Origin of the sequence: Gilliamella sp. W8136, assembly GCF_016101285.1 — a bacterium.
GTDB lineage: Bacteria > Pseudomonadota > Gammaproteobacteria > Enterobacterales > Orbaceae > Gilliamella > Gilliamella apicola_N.
This window is the reverse complement of the sequence record NZ_JACFQU010000015.1, coordinates 57,417-79,036: the sequence shown is the minus strand read 5'-3', so window position 1 is coordinate 79,036 and position 21,620 is coordinate 57,417. Positions and strand designations below refer to the sequence as shown.

18 protein-coding genes and 1 tRNA gene are annotated in these 21,620 nt (G+C 36.1%); 11 read left to right on the top strand and 8 right to left on the bottom strand.

Annotated elements, in window-relative coordinates; translation table 11 throughout:
• The first annotated feature begins 85 nt into the window (after window positions 1-85).
• Window positions 86-574: a ribonuclease E activity regulator RraA gene (gene rraA / locus H3T96_RS11050; RefSeq protein WP_144092673.1), complete on the top strand. Its 489-nt coding sequence runs from the start codon at window positions 86-88 to the stop codon at window positions 572-574.
• 86 nt (window positions 575-660) lie between these two features.
• On the opposite strand, the gene dprA is transcribed toward rraA, so the two are convergent.
• Window positions 661-1,767, bottom strand: coding sequence for a DNA-processing protein DprA (gene dprA / locus H3T96_RS11045; protein ID WP_086328804.1), 1,107 nt, complete (start codon window positions 1,765-1,767; stop codon window positions 661-663).
• A gap of 155 nt (window positions 1,768-1,922) precedes the next feature.
• Here dprA and def point away from each other — a divergent pair, with 155 nt between their 5' ends.
• Window positions 1,923-2,435, top strand: coding sequence for a peptide deformylase (gene def, locus H3T96_RS11040; RefSeq protein WP_144092635.1), 513 nt, complete (start codon window positions 1,923-1,925; stop codon window positions 2,433-2,435).
• A 56-nt stretch (window positions 2,436-2,491) separates the two neighbouring features.
• On the opposite strand, the gene grpE is transcribed toward def, so the two are convergent.
• Window positions 2,492-3,076, bottom strand: coding sequence for a nucleotide exchange factor GrpE (gene grpE, locus H3T96_RS11035; protein WP_086308186.1), 585 nt, complete (start codon window positions 3,074-3,076; stop codon window positions 2,492-2,494).
• A 155-nt stretch (window positions 3,077-3,231) separates the two neighbouring features.
• Between grpE and nadK the strand changes: the two genes are divergently transcribed.
• Window positions 3,232-4,110, top strand: coding sequence for an NAD(+) kinase (nadK, locus tag H3T96_RS11030; protein ID WP_065738102.1), 879 nt, complete (start codon window positions 3,232-3,234; stop codon window positions 4,108-4,110).
• 99 nt (window positions 4,111-4,209) lie between these two features.
• On the opposite strand, the gene H3T96_RS11025 is transcribed toward nadK, so the two are convergent.
• Window positions 4,210-4,710, bottom strand: coding sequence for a phosphatidylglycerophosphatase A (locus tag H3T96_RS11025; RefSeq protein WP_144092633.1), 501 nt, complete (start codon window positions 4,708-4,710; stop codon window positions 4,210-4,212).
• Window positions 4,711-4,812: 102 nt separating this feature from the next.
• Window positions 4,813-5,823, bottom strand: a complete 1,011-nt coding sequence (gene argF, locus H3T96_RS11020; protein ID WP_144092631.1) for an ornithine carbamoyltransferase — start codon at window positions 5,821-5,823, stop codon at window positions 4,813-4,815.
• Window positions 5,824-6,091: 268 nt separating this feature from the next.
• On the opposite strand from argF, the gene carA reads away from it, so the two are divergent.
• Both carA and carB read left to right on the top strand, forming a co-directional pair.
• Window positions 6,092-7,252: a glutamine-hydrolyzing carbamoyl-phosphate synthase small subunit gene (carA, locus tag H3T96_RS11015; protein WP_144092629.1), complete on the top strand. Its 1,161-nt coding sequence runs from the start codon at window positions 6,092-6,094 to the stop codon at window positions 7,250-7,252.
• A 1-nt stretch (window position 7,253) separates the two neighbouring features.
• Entirely contained in the window at window positions 7,254-10,469 is a 3,216-nt protein-coding gene (gene carB / locus H3T96_RS11010; protein ID WP_144092627.1) for a carbamoyl-phosphate synthase large subunit, read from the top strand.
• A gap of 59 nt (window positions 10,470-10,528) precedes the next feature.
• Here the strand turns inward: carB and H3T96_RS11005 are convergent, their stop codons facing one another.
• Window positions 10,529-10,948: a GFA family protein gene (locus H3T96_RS11005; protein ID WP_144092625.1), complete on the bottom strand. Its 420-nt coding sequence runs from the start codon at window positions 10,946-10,948 to the stop codon at window positions 10,529-10,531.
• A 734-nt stretch (window positions 10,949-11,682) separates the two neighbouring features.
• Here H3T96_RS11005 and H3T96_RS11000 point away from each other — a divergent pair.
• A tRNA-Met gene (locus H3T96_RS11000) sits at window positions 11,683-11,759 on the top strand.
• 40 nt (window positions 11,760-11,799) lie between these two features.
• Here H3T96_RS11000 and metF read toward each other — a convergent pair.
• Both metF and metE read right to left on the bottom strand, forming a co-directional pair.
• Window positions 11,800-12,675: a methylenetetrahydrofolate reductase [NAD(P)H] gene (metF, locus tag H3T96_RS10995; RefSeq protein ID WP_144092623.1), complete on the bottom strand. Its 876-nt coding sequence runs from the start codon at window positions 12,673-12,675 to the stop codon at window positions 11,800-11,802.
• A gap of 112 nt (window positions 12,676-12,787) precedes the next feature.
• Window positions 12,788-15,061 carry a 5-methyltetrahydropteroyltriglutamate--homocysteine S-methyltransferase gene (gene metE / locus H3T96_RS10990; protein WP_086325867.1) on the bottom strand — a complete coding sequence of 758 codons (2,274 nt, stop codon included), beginning with the start codon at window positions 15,059-15,061 and terminating at the stop codon, window positions 12,788-12,790.
• Window positions 15,062-15,261: 200 nt separating this feature from the next.
• On the opposite strand from metE, the gene H3T96_RS10985 reads away from it, so the two are divergent.
• Window positions 15,262-15,522, top strand: a complete 261-nt coding sequence (locus H3T96_RS10985; RefSeq protein ID WP_086325866.1) for a hypothetical protein — start codon at window positions 15,262-15,264, stop codon at window positions 15,520-15,522.
• A 172-nt stretch (window positions 15,523-15,694) separates the two neighbouring features.
• Here the strand turns inward: H3T96_RS10985 and H3T96_RS10980 are convergent, their stop codons facing one another.
• Window positions 15,695-16,246 (bottom strand): DUF1440 domain-containing protein, encoded by a 552-nt coding sequence (locus H3T96_RS10980; RefSeq protein ID WP_144092621.1) that lies wholly within the window; start codon window positions 16,244-16,246, stop codon window positions 15,695-15,697.
• 366 nt (window positions 16,247-16,612) lie between these two features.
• On the opposite strand from H3T96_RS10980, the gene H3T96_RS10975 reads away from it, so the two are divergent.
• The 4 genes from H3T96_RS10975 (at window position 16,613) to dut (ending at window position 21,619) form a co-directional block, all read left to right on the top strand.
• Window positions 16,613-17,965: an Nramp family divalent metal transporter gene (locus H3T96_RS10975; protein WP_086325864.1), complete on the top strand. Its 1,353-nt coding sequence runs from the start codon at window positions 16,613-16,615 to the stop codon at window positions 17,963-17,965.
• A 270-nt stretch (window positions 17,966-18,235) separates the two neighbouring features.
• Window positions 18,236-19,897: a DNA repair protein RecN gene (gene recN / locus H3T96_RS10970; RefSeq protein WP_086326115.1), complete on the top strand. Its 1,662-nt coding sequence runs from the start codon at window positions 18,236-18,238 to the stop codon at window positions 19,895-19,897.
• 53 nt (window positions 19,898-19,950) lie between these two features.
• Complete coding sequence (coaBC, locus tag H3T96_RS10965; protein ID WP_144092619.1) at window positions 19,951-21,177, top strand: bifunctional phosphopantothenoylcysteine decarboxylase/phosphopantothenate--cysteine ligase CoaBC; 1,227 nt, start codon at window positions 19,951-19,953, stop codon at window positions 21,175-21,177.
• Window positions 21,161-21,619, top strand: a complete 459-nt coding sequence (gene dut, locus H3T96_RS10960; protein ID WP_025316822.1) for a dUTP diphosphatase — start codon at window positions 21,161-21,163, stop codon at window positions 21,617-21,619. Before coaBC ends, dut begins: the two co-directional genes overlap by 17 nt.
• Window position 21,620: the final 1 nt, after the last annotated feature.

Sequence of the window (21,620 nt, the reverse complement as noted above, 5' to 3'; positions counted from 1 at the left end):
GATTATTTAATTTTAATATCGTTTTACTTGATGTTAGCGTTATACTATATAGTATTAAAATACGACAGCAAAAGGAGACCTGATGATGGAGTTTGATACTTCAATTCTTTGCGATTACTACCCAGAAGATGTTAACGTAGTGGAACCTATATTTAGTAATTTTGGTGGTGTGACATCATTTTCTGGACAAATTGTGACAGTGAAATGCTTCGAGGACAATGGTTTACTTTTTGAAACTCTGCAAACTGACGGCACAGGAAAAATTTTAGTAATTGATGGCGGTGGTTCAGTGCGTCGTGCGTTGATTGATGCAGAACTAATTGATATTGCAGTGCAAAATCAATGGGAAGGTATTATTGTTTATGGTGCCGTTCGCCAAGTTGACTATTTAGCTGAAGCTGAAATTGGTATTCAAGCACTTACCGCAATTCCTGTAGGCGCTGAAAATCAAGGCGTTGGTGAAGTTGATATTCGTGTTAACTTTGGTGGCGTAACATTCTTCTCTGGTGATTTTGTCTATGCGGATAATACAGGTATTATTCTGTCTGAAATTGCCTTAGAAATAGAAGAATAAGATATCATTCTTGCCGCCGATAAATATCGGCGGTTTTTTACTGAAACACGGTCATCACCTCAAACTTTTTGACAATAGTTTATCTATTATTTGATCGTTCGCTTGCGAATATATCCCCCTGTTACCGTCATAATTAATCCAGCGATTTCCATATCTAATAATTTACTGGTAAGTTCAGGAATCGATAAATTAACCAATGATGCAATTGTATCAACTGCAATAGGTTGATGATGAATGACAGCAAAAATTTCAGGATACAAAATATGATTATTGAGGTCATCCTCGTTTTTTGTTTGTCGATTTATTGTTGATAAATAACGACTATAATGCTCTAAAATATCAATTGGCTCAGTAACTAAATAGGCACCCTGCTTAATTAAAGAATGTGTTCCAACACAGTTTTGATTATCAATATCTCCTGGCAATGCAAATACATCACGATTTTGCTCAAGTGCATAACGGGCCGTTATTAGCGAACCGCTTTTTTCTGATGCTTCAATAACAAAAGTCCCTAAACTTAGCCCACTGATAATTCGATTACGCCGTGGAAAATATTCTGTTCTTGCTTTTTCAAAAGGTAAAAATTCTGATACTATCGCACCATGTTGCGCTAAAATATCATTCACTAAATTTAGGTTTGATCTTGGTGCTATATTAGCTAATCCGCTACCGAGTACGGCAATAGTATTACCGCCTACCTCAAGTGCACCACGATGGCAAATCGCATCTAAACCCAGTGCCAAACCACTGGTAATGGTTAACCCGTTAATGGCTAATTCACCAGCAAAATATCGTCCCCATTGAGCGCCATATTCACTAAATTCACGGCTGCCAACCATAGCAATTTGTGGAGAGTGTAGTAACTGACAATCTCCCATAATAAATAAAAATATTGGTGGTGAATTAATTTGCTTAAGCAAAATCGGATAATCTGAATCACAATACGCAATCAAATGCTTTTGAGGATAAGGAGTATCGAGCCATTCAAGTATCGGTTCAAAATGAAAATAAGAAGTAGCTAAAAACTTTTCTTGTTGCTCTTGAGTTAATGCTAATTTCTCAAGTAAAAACGATACATTATTAATTATATTAGGCAGATCTGTACCAAAAATTTGGCTAATTTTTTTTAAAATTGCAAGTTTTCCTTGTCCAAGCATTGAAATTCGTAATAAGAATTCATATTTACTCATCATAACTTTTTGCACTCATGTTAAATAAATTTAATTTTCTGAATAGATAAGATAAATACTACCAATAGCCAATAAGGGCTATTCAATGACATGATAAATGTTTACAATGAGTAATAAACTGAACTAATCTGACTTTTGAGGAGTAGATCGAAGAATTTATGGCTATTTTACCGGTATTACGTTTCCCTGATGAGCGACTCCGCAAAGTTGCTAAACCCGTCACCCAATTTACGCCAGAGTTACAAACCATTATCGATAACATGATTGAAACCATGTATGCAGAAAAAGGCATTGGTCTTGCGTCAACACAAGTGGATATACATGAGCAGATCATTGTAATTGATGTAACCGAAGACAAAAGTCAACCTTATGTGATTATTAATCCTGAAGTGATCAGTAAAGAAGGCGAGACAGGAATTGAAGAAGGTTGCTTATCAATACCTGATTGTCGAGGGTTTGTACCAAGAGCGGAAAAAATTAAAATCAAAGCACTAGATCGTGATGGAAATCCTTATGAAATTGATGCCGACGACCTACTTGCTATTTGTATACAACACGAAATGGATCATTTAAAAGGTAAATTATTTGTCGATTACCTTTCACCATTAAAACGTCAGCGAATTGAACAAAAGATGAAAAAACTGATGCGTGAAGAACAACGTAAAAAATAAAATTAACCGCCATTTATAGATGGCGGTTAAACCATCTACTATTTACGACGATACGATTATTTAGCCACAATAACCATCGCTGGACGAATTAATCGACCATTTAAAGTATAACCTTTTTGGATTGTATTAACGATTTGTCCTGATTGATGTTCAGGTGATTCAACCATACTAATTGCTTGGTGCACATCAGGGTTTAATTGGGAATCTTCCGTGCTAACAACTTCAATACCAAATTTTTTGACCGTATCTAGGAACGATTTTAATGTCAGTTCTAAACCTTCAACGGTGGCTTGATGTTCCGGATTATTTTTATCAGTAGATAATAGAGCACGTTCTAAGTTATCAATGACGGGTAATAATTCATTTGAAAACTTTTCTAACGCAAATTTACGTGCTTTATCGACATCTTGCTCAACACGTTTACGAACATTATCAATTTCAGCACGCGCACGAATCATCGCTTCGCTTTCATTCTTTTTAGCTAATTGTAAAGCTTGTTCAAGCTCGGCAATACGAGTATCTTTTGCTTTCAATTGCTCTTCTAAATCCGGCTGCGCTGCCGCTGGTTGTTCTGTTGTTTCTTCTGCTGGGGTGTCAATGTTAGCTTCATTTTCTGACATATTTTTATCTTGTTCTGTCATAAGGTACTCCAAATGTAGTCGAAAACTTAATGAATAACGGTTATTATGGGGACAATTTTTATTATTACAAGCTTATCGAGACATTGATATGTATTTTTTTTAATTTATACCGAAAAAATACAGATGTTTATGAAAAAATAAGGTAAGGATATTTTATGGTGACTCCATTTAAATGCATTGGTCTAATTGGACTTCCACGTAAATTAGAAGCAATTGAAACCCATCAAGTGCTTTATGATTGGCTTGTTAAACTTGGTATTCGTGTATTAGTAGAAGATAGATTAGCCGAATATATTCAATTTCCAGTTAGCCATTATGCCTCGTTGGAAACAATTGGCGAGCAAGCTGATTTAGCTATTGTGGTTGGTGGAGATGGCAATATGTTACGCTCAGCACGATACTTATCTCACTATAAAATCAGAGTGATTGGGGTTAATCGAGGTAATCTAGGTTTTTTGACTGATATTTCTCATGAACAGGTAATTGAACAATTAAGCCCCGTTATTGCAGGTGAATATGTCGATGATCCGCGTTTTTTATTAGAAGTATCCATATTTGATAACGGTAAAATGATTAACTCAGGCTTCGCCGTAAACGAAATTGTGATAACCCCAAATACAGTTGCACATATGATTGATTATGATGTCTATATTAATGAGCGTAATGCATTTTCGCAGCGTGCCGACGGGTTAATTATTGCTACTCCGACTGGCTCAACAGCGTATTCACTCTCGGCTGGTGGACCTATTTTAGCGCCCCATTTAGATGCCTTGATTATTACACCAATGTTTCCGCATTCTTTAGCGGTTAGACCATTAGTGATTAAAGGGGATAATCCTATTCATCTTAAATTCCCAACAACAGCCTTGGATTTGAATATTGCCTGTGACAGCCAAATCATTTTACCCGTAAAACCATCACACGATGTCATTATCCGCCGTTCTTCATATGAATTTAATTTAATTCACTCAAAGGATTACGACTATTTTAATAATCTTTCAAGTAAATTAGGTTGGTCACAAAAAATGTTTTAATTAATGCATCGTTTCTATCTTAAGACAAATCGCTTTTACTCTTCTGTTTTGATGCGGTTGATTACAATCAATTCCTATTTATGTTAGCAATAAAAGTTGTTACTTAATTAGCAAAGCTAACACATAAACAGTAACTGAAGAGAAGATAGCCGCAATGACATCATCAACCATAATACCAAAACCTCCGGGTACTCGTTTATCAAACCAACGAATCGGCCAAGGTTTTGCCATATCAAAGACTCTAAAAGCAAAAAAAGCCATAGCAATCCATAAAACAGAGATTTGTGGAATAAAAAATAGGGTGATCCACATACCAACAAATTCATCCCATACTATATGTCCTGAATCATGAGTATGAGTATCATCCGACGTTTTTTGACATAAAAAACAACCAAAAATAAAAGCGACGACAATTAACACCCAATATAAATACGGTTGCAAACCATTAAATAGCAGCCAAAGTGGTATTGCCATTGCCGATCCCATCGTACCGGGCATAATAGGTGACATACCAGACCCTAAACCCACCGCAAGTAAATGGATAGGATTGGTTAATTGCACATATTTTTTAAAGTCTTTATTTCGCTCTTGTTTTGTCATTATGTTAAAGGTCTTTTAGATAAAATAATGCCGACTTTAAGTCGGCAAAAACGTTGCTTATCAAAGCTAAACTAAGCTAAGTATTTATGATAATCAACTATATTATTCGTCTTTCACTAACGTTGCAACCATTACCGCTTTAATCGTATGGAGGCGGTTTTCAGCTTCATCAAATACGATACTGTGTTTCGATTCAAAGACGTCATCGGTCACTTCTAAGCCATTTTTTAAACCGTATTGTGCTGCCATTTGTTTGCCAACCGTGGTATTCATATCATGGAAAGCAGGTAAACAGTGCATAAATTTCACATTTGGGTTATGAGTCAAATTAATGACATTTTGATTGACTTGATAGGGCGTTAATAATTTTACACGCTCATCCCACACTTCTTTCGGTTCACCCATTGATACCCATACATCGGTATAAAGAAAATCAACATCTTTAACACCTGAAGCAACATCTTCAGTTAAAATAATTTTAGCACCTGTCGTTTTGGCTATCTCTTGACACTTCTGTACCAATTGAGCTTCGGGTTGACAGGCTTTTGGCGCAACTAAACGAATTTCCATACCCATTAATGCCGCCCCTTCCATTAACGAATTTCCCATATTATTTCGTGCATCACCTAAATAGGCAAATTTAACACTGCTTAATGCTCTATCGCCAATATGTTCTTTCATGGTCATAAAATCAGCTAAAATTTGGGTTGGATGGGCTTCAGTAGTTAAACCGTTCCATACAGGTACACCCGCGTATTTTGCTAAAGTTTCAACAATTTCTTGCCCATAACCACGATATTCAATGCCATCATACATACGACCAAGCACACGTGCAGTATCAGCAATTGACTCTTTATGCCCAATTTGGCTACCACTCGGCCCTAAATAGGTAACGTTTGCGCCTTGATCAAAAGCACCAACTTCAAATGCACAGCGCGTACGTGTTGAATCTTTTTCAAAGATAAGAGCAATATTTTTACCGAGTAAATACTTTTGTTCCAGCCCTTGCTGCTTAGCTTGTTTTAATTCAATAGCCAGATTAATTAATTGATTGATTTCGGCAGGGGTAAAATCGAGTAGGCGTAAAAAGTGACGTTGATAAAAACCGTGCATAATGTGGCTCCTAATAACCGTAAATATTCACACGATTCTATTTGAATAATTATGCAAATTCAAGTTAAACATCAAAATAACCTTCATATTTTATTAACTCGTCAAAAAGTCTCAAAAATTAGATTTAATTATTAAAATAATTTTTATAATATTGCTTTTTTTGTATAAAAAAGTGTAATAAAATGCCAATCACTGTAACTTAACAGATAAGTAAATTTGAATTTTTATTCAAAAATAATGACAACTTATTCAAAAGGCCTTTTTAATCATGCAAACTTATGCCCTCCTTATGTTACAAGATGGTTCGCAATTTATTGGCAAATCAATTGGTGCTAATGGACAGACTGTTGGGGAAGTAGTATTTAATACTTCAATGACAGGTTATCAAGAAATCCTAACCGATCCTTCTTATTCGGAACAATTAGTTACTCTCACTTATCCCCACATTGGTAATGTAGGAACAAATGATGCGGATGCCGAATCTAACCAAATTTATGCAAAAGGACTGATTATTCGCGATCTGCCGTTAATGGCGAGCAACTACCGAAGTGAAATGGATCTTTCCAGTTATTTAAAAAAGCATAACGTAATTGCAATTGCGGATATTGATACGCGTCGTTTAACCCGTATTTTACGTGAAAAAGGGGCACAACATGGTGTGATTATTACGGCTAATGATAAACAGACCTTATTAGATAAAGCCGAAAATGCCAAACAAGAGGCACTAAATTATAAAGGGTTAAGTGGATTAGATTTGGCTAAAGAAGTGACTTGTAAGGAAAGTTACACATGGACTTGCGGTATTTGGACAAGACAACAAGAGCATCCTACACCCAAAGCGGACAGTGAATTGCCTTATCATGTGGTTGCTTATGATTTTGGCGTTAAACAAAATATATTACGGATGTTAGTTGAACGAGGATGTAAATTAACAGTTGTACCCGCTAAAACACCTGCAAATGAAGTATTGTCATTAAACCCAGATGGAATATTTTTATCAAATGGTCCTGGTGATCCCGCTCCTTGCACTTATGCCATTGAGGCAATTAAGCAGTTTTTAACCACCAATATTCCAGTTTTTGGTATCTGTTTAGGACATCAGCTTTTAGCGCTCGCTTGCGGTGCGAAAACCGTCAAAATGAAATTTGGTCATCATGGTGGTAATCATCCTGTTAAGGATCTAGAAAATAATCGTGTCATGATTACCGCACAAAATCACGGATTTGCTGTCGATGAAAGCACCTTGCCCGCACATTTACGAGCCACACACAAATCCTTATTTGATGGTTCATTACAAGGGATTCATCATAATCAAAAACCTGCATTTAGTTTTCAAGGACACCCTGAAGCCAGTCCGGGTCCACACGATGCTGCGCCACTTTTTGATCACTTTATCGAATTAATTAAAATTTATAAGCAGGAGCAATAATATGGCTAAGCGAACAGATATTAAAAGTATTCTAATTATTGGCGCAGGCCCAATTGTTATTGGTCAAGCTTGTGAATTTGATTATTCAGGCGCTCAGGCATGTAAAGCATTACGTGAAGAAGGATACCGAGTAATTTTAGTTAACTCTAATCCAGCAACCATTATGACCGATCCTGAAATGGCGGATGCCACCTATATTGAGCCAATTCATTGGACATGTGTGCGCAAAATTATTGAAAAAGAGCGACCCGATGCCATTTTACCAACGATGGGCGGACAAACGGCATTAAATTGCGCATTAGAACTTGAAAAACAAGGTGTATTAAAAGAGTTTAATGTTGAAATGATCGGCGCTACCGCAGATGCGATTGATAAAGCTGAAGATCGCAAACGCTTTGATCAGGCAATGAAAAAAATTGGGCTGGATACCGCACGTTCGGGCATTGCTCACTCATTACAAGAAGCTTATGCGGTACTGGAACAAGTGGGCTTTCCTTGTATTATTCGTCCATCATTCACGATGGGCGGAACAGGCGGTGGCATCGCTTATAATCAAGAAGAGTTTGAAGAAATCTGTACTCGTGGACTTGATTTATCCCCAACCAATGAACTCCTAATCGACGAATCACTGATTGGCTGGAAAGAGTATGAAATGGAAGTTGTGCGTGATAAAAACGATAATTGTATTATTGTTTGTTCGATTGAAAACTTTGACGCAATGGGCATTCATACCGGTGATTCAATAACGGTTGCACCGGCACAAACTTTGACAGATAAAGAGTATCAAATCATGCGTAATGCCTCTATTGCGGTATTGCGCGAAATTGGTGTTGAAACTGGCGGTTCAAACGTGCAATTTTCGGTTGATCCACAAACGGGACGATTAATTGTCATTGAGATGAATCCTCGGGTATCACGCTCTTCAGCGTTAGCCTCTAAAGCAACCGGCTTTCCTATTGCCAAGATTGCAGCTAAATTAGCCGTCGGTTATACACTTGACGAGCTTTCCAATGATATTACTGGCGGTAAAACGCCTGCTTCTTTCGAACCGTCTATTGATTATGTCGTGACTAAAATCCCACGTTTTAATTTTGAAAAATTTGCTGGTTGCAATGATCGCTTAACCACGCAAATGAAATCAGTAGGCGAAGTGATGGCAATTGGCCGAACGTTCCAAGAATCGATGCAAAAAGCACTTCGCGGTTTAGAAGTCGGTGCGTGCGGATTGGATGAAAAAATCGATGATGCTAGCGATGAAAAGAATCTTGCTAAAATTCGTTACGAATTACAAGAAGCAGGTAGCGATCGCATTTGGTATATAGCCGATGCTTTTCGAGCGGGTTTTACCGTTGATGAAGTGTTTTTATTAACTCATATTGATCGCTGGTTCTTAGTGCAAATAGAAGAACTAGTGCAAATAGAAAACCGCTTAAAGCAACAAACCATTAATGATCTTGATCAAGAGACATTATGGCAACTTAAACGTAAAGGCTTTTCGGATCTTCGTATTGCTAAACTGCTTAATACTCAAGAACAAGCCGTGCGAGATCTGCGCGTACAATATGATATTCACCCAGTTTATAAGCGTGTGGATACTTGTGCAGCCGAGTTTTCAACCGATACCGCCTATCTTTACTCAACCTATGAACAAGAGTGTGAAGCCAATCCACAATTTAATCGTAAAAAGATTATGATTTTAGGAGGAGGACCTAATCGTATTGGACAAGGAATCGAATTTGATTACTGCTGTGTACATGCTGCTTTAGCTTTACGTGAAGATGGCTTTGAAACCATTATGGTAAATTGCAATCCCGAAACAGTTTCAACCGATTATGATACTTCCGATCGACTCTATTTTGAGCCAGTTACCCTTGAAGATGTGCTTGAAATTGCCCACGTTGAAAAACCTGATGGCGTGATAGTGCAGTATGGTGGACAAACTCCGCTGAAATTGGCGCGAGCCCTTGAAGCTGCTGGAATTCCTATTATTGGCACTTCACCTGATGCCATAGATAGAGCTGAAGATCGCAAACGCTTTCAAGAAGTAGTTGATAAATTAAATTTAAAACAGCCCGTTAATGCCACCGTAACCGATATTGATGAAGCAGTGATCAAGGCAGAGCAAATCGGTTATCCACTTGTGGTGCGTCCATCTTATGTATTAGGCGGACGAGCAATGGAAATTGTATACAATGAACAAGATTTACGACGCTACTTTAAAACCGCAGTAAGTGAATCCAATAATGCGCCAGTACTGCTTGACCACTTTTTAGATGATGCCATTGAGGTGGATATTGATGTGATTGCAGATGGCGAACAAATCGTTATTGGTGGCATTATGGAACATATTGAACAAGCCGGTATCCACTCGGGCGATTCAGCTTGTTCACTGCCAACTCATACCTTAAGCCCTGAAATTTTAGCTGAACTGCGAAAACAAGCGAAACAATTGGCGTTTGAACTTAATGTAAAAGGTTTAATGAATGGGCAATTTGCGGTCAAAGATAATCAAGTTTATCTGATTGAAATTAATCCACGTGCAGCCCGTACGGTGCCGTTTGTCTCGAAAGCGACTGGCTTACCACTGGCTAAAATTGCTGCCCGTGTCATGACAGGGCAATCGCTGGCCAAGCAAAATGTCACTCAAGAAGTGATTCCGCCTTATTATTCCGTTAAAGAGGTAGTATTACCATTTAATAAATTTAGCGGTGTTGACCCAATTTTAGGACCAGAAATGCGCTCAACCGGCGAAGTCATGGGAATTGGTAAAACATTTGCAGAAGCCTTTGCCAAAGCACAGCTTGGCAGCTTGTCGAATATGAAAAAATCCGGCAAAGCATTACTTTCTATTCGTGAACAAGATAAACCACGTCTATTAGAAGTTGCTAAACGATTAATCGCTCATGGATTTAGTATTGATGCCACACTTGGCACAGCAAAAGCATTGCAACAAGCAGGAATTGCCTGTCAAATTGTCAAGAAAGAAAATGAAGGTCGGCCAAATATTCATGATCATATCAAAAATGGTCAATACAGTTATATTCTTAACACAACCTCAGGACGAGCTGCCATTGAAGCCTCTAAAATCCTGCGCCGTAGTGCTATTCAATATAAAGTCCATTACGATACCACTATGAATGCTGCTTATGCCACAACGTCGGCTCTAGATTACGATCCGGCTCACAGTGTGATACCATTACAGGCACTTTATCAATAACCAAAAAGACGAGCAATGCTCGTCTTTTTTTATAAATACATCAAGTTATAATTTATTTTTTAAGCCTTTCCTTCCGCCATTGCTAAAATATCTGCTTCGGTTAATTTGTGAGTCTGATTAGCAAACGCATAGCAAGTTGGTTTTTTATCGATAAAGACTTCAGCCGTGAATTTTAAATCCTTAATATCGTCAAAGATCCAAGCTGCAATATAATAATTTTGCGTACCTTTTAAATGATAATAAAGATGAGAGCCACACTCTTTACAAAATGCTCTTTCCGCCCATTGTGATGAGTTAAAATGGGTAATGTTCTCTTGTCCTTCTATTGTTAAATCACCACTGTGCGCTAAGGTCATTAAAGGCCCGGCACTCCATTTACGACAAGTTTGGCAATGGCATGCACTAAAATCCGTATTGGCAAATGGAACAGATAATTTAACTTTTCCACACAAACAAGATCCATGATATTGAGTTGACATATTTTTTTCCTTTTCCAATTAAATAAACATTATGTAATTTTAATGATGTTAGCATAATAGTAGTTAAACCATAAAATGGAATTTTGTTAAAATATTCAGTCTAATAAAACGGTAAAATAAAAAATAAGTATAATCTAAATATGGATGAATTTTTACGTCGTATCATTACCAATATCAAACATAATATAGACGCGATAGAACAACAGATAAAACATCTATCAACTCATGACAGAATTGATATCTAAAACAAATTTATGGTGAATATCGAAAATGAGAAACACATTTTAATTAATCATTTTAAAGAAATAGAGCAATGGATTAAAAATAATTAAAGTGATTTTGTAAAAATTATTCAGGAGTGTATACCATTTCAGCATTTAAATTACTTTTATGTTTAAATAATGCCTTATTAATCGTTTTAATCACACCAAACCTAAACTAATCAGTGAACTTAGTAAAGTAGAATTTTGTAAAAATTATTCAGGAGTGTATACCGTTTCAGCATTTAAATTACTTTTATTTATAAATAATGCCTTATTAATCGTTTTAATCACACCAAACCTAAACTAATCAGTAAACTCATTTAAGTAGAATCTTATAAAAAATATTCAGAAGCCATACAATTTAGTATATAAATTACGCTCATTTGTTAAGAAATGTGTAAAAATGATGCGTTCAGTAAAGAATAGTATTGATTTATTATTTTATTACTATAATATAACTCACCTCTCTGACGCGGGGTGGAGCAGCTTGGTAGCTCGTCGGGCTCATAACCCGAAGGTCGTTGGTTCAAATCCAGCCCCCGCAACCAATTCCTCCCAACCCTATTCTAAATTTTCTTAATGATAAAACTATATTGATTTTGGAACGGCAAGTAACGTTGATACTGCTTCACTAATTCTTCGAGCGATATAGCTATTATTCATGGTATATAAATGGATACCGTCAACATTTTGCGAAACTAGGTCAACAATCTGATCGATAGCATAAGCAATACCTGCATCACGGAATGCATCTGGATGATGTTCATATTTTTCCATCATTTGCTTAAATTTCTTAGGTAGATTAACACCACACATTGAAACCATACGTTCAATTTGGTTTTTATTCGTTACCGGCATAATTCCCGCTTCAATGGGTACATCAATGCCCATATCACGCGCTTTATCTAAAAAGGCATAAAAATAATCATTATCAAAAAACAATTGGGAAATCAGTTGATCGGTACCTGCGTTCACTTTTTCTTTCAAATGAATTAAATCTTGTTTAATGGTTGCCGCTTCAAGGTGCCCTTCAGGATAACATGCACCAATTACGTTAAAATCGCCATTTTCTTTAATAAAAGAGACAAGTTCACTTGCAAAACGAAAATCATCTTTCGGTTTTATATTTGGATTGATATCACCTCGTAACGCAAGTACATTATCAATACCCGCACATTTAAGATCGTGAAGGATTTTTTTCATCTCGGTTTTATCAAAATTGATACCCGGTAAATGGGCAACACTTTCGATACCATAGGTATGCTTAACTGAGTGAGCAATATCGATAGTAGTTTGACCATTCAAGCTACCACCTGCACCATAGGTAACACTAATAAAATCAGGTTTAAAATAACCGAGTTCGCGCAAAGTACTGTAAATTGTTTCTAAAGGTGATGTTTTTTTAGGAGGAAAAACCTCAAAGGAGAACACCGTTTTTTGATTAAAAAGTAGATTTGTTTTCATCTGCATTATCCATTGGTTATCATTACTATTTTTCCTTATTGACGTTTCCGCCGCCTAATGAGGCGGCGGTAATATCAGATTTAACAAAGTTAAATTATTTTGAAAAACAGTATTATTTGAGTGTCTTTCTTACTTCTAATGTGGCTTGAACTAAGTGTTGTAAGCTTTCAACCACCTCTTTTTCACCACGCGTTTTTAAACCACAATCTGGATTAATCCATAATTTTTGTTTATCGATCTTCGCAAGCAATTTCTCAATAGTTCCTTTAATTTCAGCCACAGGCGGTACACGCGGTGAATGGATATCATAAACACCTGGTCCTACTTCGGTTTTAAAATTATTGGCTTTAAGCACATCAATCAACTGTAAATTAGAACGTGATGCTTCAAACGAAATAACATCCGCATCCATCGCATCAATGTCTTTGATGATGTCAGCAAATTCGCTATAACACATATGCGTATGAATTTGCGTATCTGCTTGAACTTTACTATGTACTAATCTAAATGCTGGAATTGCCCAATCTAGATATTCGCTGTTCCAATCTGCCTTACGCAATGGTAATTTTTCTTTAAGTGCTGCTTCATCAATCTGAATGACTTTAATGCCAGCCGCTTCAAGATCGAGTACCTCATCGCCGATAGCTAAACCAATTTGGAATACAGATTCTTTTTGTGAAATGTCTTCACGAGGGAATGACCAGTTAAGAATCGTTACTGGACCTGTTAACATGCCTTTAACAGGTTTATCTGTTAAACTTTGCGCATATTTTGAATATTCAACCGTAATTGGTTTTGAACGTGAAATATCACCCCATACAATTGGTGGCTTAACGCAACGAGTACCATAAGATTGCACCCATGCTTTTTCAGTAAAGACAAAACCATTTAAGCTTTCACCAAAATATTCAACCATATCATTTCGTTCAAACTCACCATGCACCAACACATCAATACCGATCTCTTCTTGCAATTTGATACATTCGGCAATTTTTTTCTTATTGAATTCAGTGTATTCATTCAAACAAATTTCACCTTTTTTGAATTTAGCACGATTTAAGCGCACATCTGGCGTTTGTGGGAATGAACCAATCGTTGTAGTTGGTAACAATGGTAAATTAAATGCTTTTTTCTGCTCTGCTTCACGTACTGAAAATTCAGGTAAACGAGTAAAGTCAGAGGCACTTAATGCCGCAACTTTTTGACGAACATCTTGATTTGCCCCTTCACGCTCACGAGTAAATAGGGTTTGGTTAGCTTTATAAGTCTCACTATTTTCTGGGTTAGCTTCATTAAATAACTGGCCAAGCTCCGCTAATTCTTGCAGTTTTTCTTGTGCAAACGCAAAGTAAGCACGTTGTTGAATGGTTAATTTAGTCTCATTTTGTAACGTATAAGGTACGTGCAACAATGAACACGAAGTATTAATTACAACTTTAGCTGCTTTTTGCTTAATTTTTCCGAGTAATGCTAACGTTTTTTGGTAGTTATTTTTCCAAATATTTTTACCATTCACTACACCAGCAAATAATACTTTATCCGAAGGGAAACCATTATTTTCAAGCAATGCTAATGACTGTTTACCTTCGACAAAGTCAAGACCAATACCATCGAACGGCAGAGCCACTAACTCTTTGTAACAGTCACGTACATCACCAAAATAGGTTTGTAGAACCACTTTAGTGGTAGCTTTAACGGATAAGATTGCTTGATAGAGCTCTGTAAATAAAGCGATATCTTCTTGATTAAGATCTGTGACTAAAATTGGTTCATCAATTTGAATCCAATCAGCGCCAAGTGTTGTGAATTTTTGAATAATTTCTTGGTAGGCTTTAATAATATCAGCTTTAAAGTCAATAAACTGTTTATTACCTAAATATTGTGCTAATTTGAAAAACGTTAATGGACCAACAACAACAGGTTTAGTTTGTATACCTAACGCTTTGGCCTCTTGATATTCGTCAAACGGTTTGCTACCAGCTACTTTGATCTGCACGGAATCTTCTATTTCAGGTACTAAGTAATGATAATTGGTGTTAAACCATTTTTTCATTGCTAGCGCACGCACATCGCCTTTTTCACCTTGATAACCACGAGCCATAGCAAAATAACGATCAAGTTCTGGTAATCCCAAATCTTGGTAACGTTTAGGAATAACATTAAGTAAGCAGGCGGTATCTAATACTGCATCATAAAATGAAAAGTCATTAGACGAAATAAATGCAATTTTTTGCGAAGCTTGTTGTTGTAAATGCTCGGCACGTAATGCTTTAGCTTCACTTAATAATTCGGTTTGGGTTTTATTACCTTTAAAGTAGGCTTCGGTTGCAAATTTCAATTCACGAAGTTTACCAACACGAGGATATCCAATAACGGCTGTATTCATTTTATTTTCCTTTAATCACGGTTCTTGCGTGGTTAAAAAGATAGCAAAAAAAAATGTTATTGAATAATTCTAGTTTTTTATTAATTAATATAGTTTTTAACTATATCAAATTGCTTTTTTATCGTTATAACGAATAATCATTAGCAGATTTTAAGGATAACAGTATAATGTAAAACTAGTTTTTTAAAGGAATGACAAAAATGAAATTTTTATATTATCTTTATATTTTAGAAGTCATTTTAATTTTGCCTATGTTGGGTGATAACAATAATGTCGTTTTATCTTCACAAATAATTCACAACATTATTATTACCATTATTTTTGGTTTTAACTGTATTGTGAATTTATGTTTCTGGGCATTCAAATCCAACAAGCAACGCATTGATTATATTGTGATTGCATTATTATTTTCAGTTATTCTTTTTGTACCCATTAACAATATTATTATTGCAATTAAATAAAAAGAACGTTGATAAGCGGGGGGTTGAACAAAAAATTAATGTCCTAAATACGGATAGAATAGTTAAAGTTAATCCAACCGTTTTATACCAATAAATTTTAAAAAATAATCAATATGCTTAAGATTAACAATCCTCCTATTTTTTAGAATAGAAGGATTGAAAAATAAGTCAATTATTTACGCCACTGACCATAAATTGGTCTTGAAAAATGGGCAAGTACAGCAATCATACAGATTTCAATGGAGACGCCCCAATAAATATGACCTAAAATTTCACTCCATAATTCATAGTCATTTAAATTCCATAACCAGCCAACGGTACCTTGTGGATCATAAGCTGGATGACGGAAGCCTAACAATGGAATAAAAAAGCCATGCATAACAACCGTAATAATCAACCCATAAAAGGCACCATACCAAAGTCGAATTTTATTCCAAAAATAGGCAATAAATACATAAACAAATGCAAAAGCAAAACTAAATAGCCAGTGATAAAGTGTCACAGCACCTAAAACATTTGCCCCTTGATAAATATAATCAAGGGAATGCGAATTAATACCTAACCAACCAAGCCAAGCATCAATATGTGCAGCTGGCGGCGAAATTTCACCGGGAACACGAGGTGGCATATTCACTTCCGATCCCCACTTAACTAATGAACTAATAAAACCACCAATGAGTGTAGTCCAAATGATAATTTTACGATTTATTTTATTTCCAAACATTTGAGTGATTCCTTACTATTTTTAATAGATATTTAATGGATATTTAAATGAGAATGCACAATAAATTAGTTAAAATAAGTTTTACTTAAGACTTGCAGGATACGTTTTAGGAATTTTTTATTTAAAACAGATAATTGCGTTTTGTTATCATTTTTGAGAAATGAAACAATATCTATTTAATCAATCATAACAGGTATAGCATACTAATATATAAACTCAATTAGAATAAATAATATACACTTTTAAGTCTAAATAATACACATTACCGCAATTATAATTTAAAAAAATACAAAATAATTATTTATTATTTGATAATGATTCTCATTATCAAATATAATGCCACTATATTAATTTAGAGGTTTAATTATGTTAAAAATATCCACAGTAAGTTTAGAAGAGATCAATAATACGGTTCATATTCCTGATCCTAATGCGAGTTTTCTTCGAAAACTGTGGGCTTTTTCTGGTCCGGGTGCTTTAGTTGCTGTTGGTTATATGGATCCAGGAAACTGGATCACGTCTATTCAAGGTGGTGCACTTTATAGCTATTTATTACTATCCGTAATACTCATTTCTAGCTTAATTGCAATGCTCCTTCAGGCAATGTGTGTGAAAATAGGCGTAGTAACGGGTATGGATCTTGCCCAAGCCACAAAATCAATGGTCGGTAAAAAAGTAGCTTTTTGTTTATGGATATCGACTGAATTAGCCATTATTGCCACAGAAATTGCTGAAGTCATTGGTAGTGCAGTAGCTTTAAATCTATTATTTGATATTCCATTATTAATTGGTGTGTTATTAACCGTTTTTGACGTTGTTATCCTTTTAATTTTGATGAAGTTTGGTTTTAGAAAAATAGAAGCCATTGTCTTTTGTTTAATTGCGACAATATTTATTATCTTCGCTTATGAAGTTTTAAGAGCCTCTCCTGAGCTTAGTGATATTTTAAATGGGTTTATTCCTAGAAGTGATATTTTTACTGCCTCAATCAAAGGACATGATTCCGCATTAGTGATTGCTCTTGGTATTGTGGGTGCAACCGTTATGCCACATAACTTGTATCTGCATTCGTCTATCGTTCAAACTAGAAAATATGATAGACAAAACAGAACAAGCTTAAAAGATGCAATTAAATATGCAACGATCGATTCCAATATACAATTGTCGTTTTCATTTATCATAAACTGTTTATTATTAATTCTTGGGGCTGCGCTTTTTTATGGCAATGATCCCGACAATCTTGGTCGATTTACCCAACTTTATGATGCATTGAAAGATCCACATATGGTTGGCCCTGTGGCAAGTTCAATTATGGCAACTTTATTTGCCGTTGCTTTACTCGCATCGGGTCAAAACGCAACAATTACAGGCACACTGACTGGGCAAATAGTCATGGAAGGATTTATTCATTTATCTATTCCGCTCTGGGCTAGACGAATAATCAGTCGAGGATTAGCGGTTACACCTGTGATTTTATGTATTTATATCTGGGGTGATAAAGAAAATATTGTTGAGAATTTATTAATCTATACTCAAGTCTTTTTAAGCATTGCTTTACCAATTTCAATGATTCCTTTAATTTTAGTCACCTCAAATAAAAAAATCATGAAAGAGTTTGTGAATTGCAAATTAACCATTATTTTAGGTTGGATAGCGACGATTTCGCTTATTATTTTAAATCTACAATTAATTTATGAAGTGATTAGTTCATTGTATTAGTTAACTATCTTACCAGCCATTGAGATTTTCTGATCAATGGCTTGTTTAATTTCTTTCTCCTTAATTGTCATTCATTGTCATCTACTTGCTTATTTATTAAATGAGGTAAATAAACGTTGAAAACAAGATAAAATCTAGGTAACACAACCATACCATCTGGTAGAACAAAGCAAAATCATCATTTTATTTAAAAAACTGTATTTATTTACAGTGTTTTTGTTGATATACTCGTTCCAATTTTAATCAGCTGCATGTATTTATTTAATTATTATGATAACTCAACTTACTATTAATAATTTTGCTATTGTCGATCAGTTGTTAGTTGATTTTACAACAGGGATGACCGCAATTACGGGAGAAACAGGAGCAGGGAAATCCATTGCCATTGATGCTCTAGGACTATGTTTAGGAAATCGTTCTGATGCCTCAGCGATTCGCAATGGGGCAAATCGGGTAGACATATCAGCAAGTTTTATACTGGATGACACCCCCGCTGCATATGAGTGGTTAATAGAAAATCAACTTGATGAGGGTAATGAATGCATCTTACGCCGAGTGATTAATCAAGATGGTCGTTCTAAAGCGTTTATTAATGGTCGAGCCGTGCCCATATCCCAACTTAAAGATATAGGGCAAATGCTTATTCAAATTCATGGACAACATGAACCTCAACGGCTTTTACGCAGTGACTATCAGCAACTGCTGTTGAATCATTATATGAATGAACCAACGCTACTTGCACAAATGCACCAAGCTCATAAGGATTGGAAAACGGCCTGCCAAGCTTATCAGCAATATGAAACCACACGACAAGACCGTGAAGCACATCTGCAACTTTTACAATATCAATTAAAAGAATTAAATGAATTTTCGCCGATTGAAGGTGAGTACCAACAGATTGATGAAGAATATAAACGACTATCAAACAGTGAGCAGTTGATTAACCTTAGTCAACAGTCAATCATGGTATTAGATGAAGCTGATGAATACAATGTTAGCAATTTACTTAGCAGTGTTAAAAACAGTGTACAACAGTTATCCGAGCTCGATCCAACCTTAAATAATATTCTTAACATGTTGGAAGAAGCAGCCATTCAAATAAAAGAAGCCAGTTATGAACTTCGTCACTACAGTGAGAGTTTAGAGATTGATCCAGCGCGGGTTATGCAACTTGAGCAACGGTTATCGAAGCAAATTGCATTAGCACGCAAACATCATATTGCACCAGAAGCATTGCCTGAATTACATCATAATTTACTTAACGAATTTAAACATATTAATCAACAAGATGAACAAGGCGAACAGTTAAAAGCAGACATTAGCAAATATCATCAAATTGCCCTAGAACTTGCCACTAAATTACACCAAAAACGGGTAACGGTAAGCAAAACATTAGCCAAGAAAGTGACAACAATTATGCATGAACTTTCTATGCCAAATGGGCAATTGAGTATCGATATCACTTTTGACGAAAATCGATTAAATGAAAGTGGAGCCGATCAAGTCACCTTTTTAGTTAGCACTAATGCAGGGCAAATTTTACAACCGCTGGCTAAAGTTGCATCCGGTGGTGAATTGTCACGTATTGCCTTAGCAATTCAGGTACTGACAGCGCAAAAAATGGATACTCCAGCGTTAATTTTTGATGAAATTGATGTGGGTATCAGTGGACCGACTGCCGCTAAAGTCGGACAGCTATTAAGACAACTTGGAGAATCAACACAAGTGATTACCGTAACACATTTACCACAAGTCGCTGGACAAGCTAATCAGCATTACTTTGTGAGTAAACAGACAAGTGGCAAACAAACCACAACAGATATGCAAAGATTAGATAAAAATGGACGTTTAAATGAGCTTGCTCGGTTATTAGGTGGAGATAAAATTACCGATGCGACACTTGCCAATGCGAAAGAGTTACTTATTATCTAATTTAATTATGGTAATATAACGCCTTTAATTTTGGATGGGAGAATAGCAAGATCATGAGTCTATCTGGTAAACATATTTTATTAGGGATAACGGGTGGCATTGCTGCTTATAAATGTCCTGATCTTGTCCGTCATTTAAAAAAAGCAGGGGCACAAGTACATGTCGTACTGACAGATTCGGCAAGTCACTTTGTTACGCCAATGACACTGCAAGCGGTTTCTGGAAATCGGGTATCCAATGATCTATTTGATCCATCGGCAGAACTGTCTATGAGTCATATTGAATTGGCAAAATGGGCTGATTTAGTATTAATTGCACCTGCGACAGCAAATATTATCGCTAAAATGGCTAACGGCATTGCAGATGATTTATTATCAACGCTCTGTTTAGCAACCCCCGCCCCAATAGTCATCGCGCCAGCCATGAATCAACAAATGTATAAAGCGGCTGCGACACAGCATAATTTATCCGTACTAAAATCTAGAAATACCTTAATTTTAGGGCCTGATAGTGGCTTTCAGGCCTGTGGTGATGTTGGCCCCGGCCGTATGCTTGAACCACAAACAATTGTGGAAAAAATTGAGAATTATTTTGCCACAACATCAACACTTACTGGGATCTCAATAACGGTTACGGCAGGCCCAACCATTGAAGAGATCGATCCTGTACGTTATATTAGCAACTACAGCTCAGGTAAAATGGGCTTTGCTATTGCCAAAGTTGCAGCTCAAATGGGTGCAAAAGTGACCTTAATTAGTGGTCCTGTTCATCTAGATACACCAAATAATGTCAATCGTATTGATGTAAAAAGTGCTAAACAGATGTATGAAGCAGCATTAAGTCATGCCCAAGAATCAACAATTTTTATCGCTTGTGCCGCGGTTGCAGACTATCATGCTAAAACAATTGCCCCTCAAAAAATCAAAAAAACTGATGATAATGATGAACTAGTCATAAAGTTAGTTAAAAATCCTGATATTGTTGCAAGCGTAGCGGCATTAAAGAATCATCGACCTTTTGTCGTTGGGTTTGCCGCAGAAACCAATAATATCAAAGATTACGCACTGAAAAAATTAACGACAAAAAACTTAGATTTGATCTGTGCTAATGATGTTTCAGACCAAACAATCGGGTTTAATTCTGAACAAAATGCATTAACTCTTTATTGGCAAAATGGTGAGCAAACGTTACCATTAAGCAGTAAACAACAATTAGCATCACAGCTACTTGAAGCGGTGATAACACGATATAAAGCGAGTCATGATGAAAAGAAAAATTGATATTAAAGTATTAGACAAACGTTTAGGTAATGAATTTCCACTACCAACGTATGCAACTGAAGGATCCGCTGGTATTGATTTACGTGCCATGTTTGATAAAACGACTGAAATTAAACCAGGTGAAACCATTTTAACCCCAACCGGTTTATCAATGCATATTGCCGATCCGAACTTAGCAGCATTGGTACTGCCTCGTTCTGGCTTAGGCTCAAAAAATGGTATTGTACTTGGTAATCTAGTTGGTTTAATTGATTCGGATTATCAAGGTCAATTGTTCGTTCCGGTTTGGAACCGCAGCCAAACACCTTTTGTTATTGAAGCCGGCGATCGTATTGCTCAACTAATTATCGTACCGGTTGTGCAAGCAGAATTTAACATTGTTGATGAATTTACTGAATCAGCTCGTGGTGAAGGTGGATTTGGGCATTCGGGTAAAAAATGAT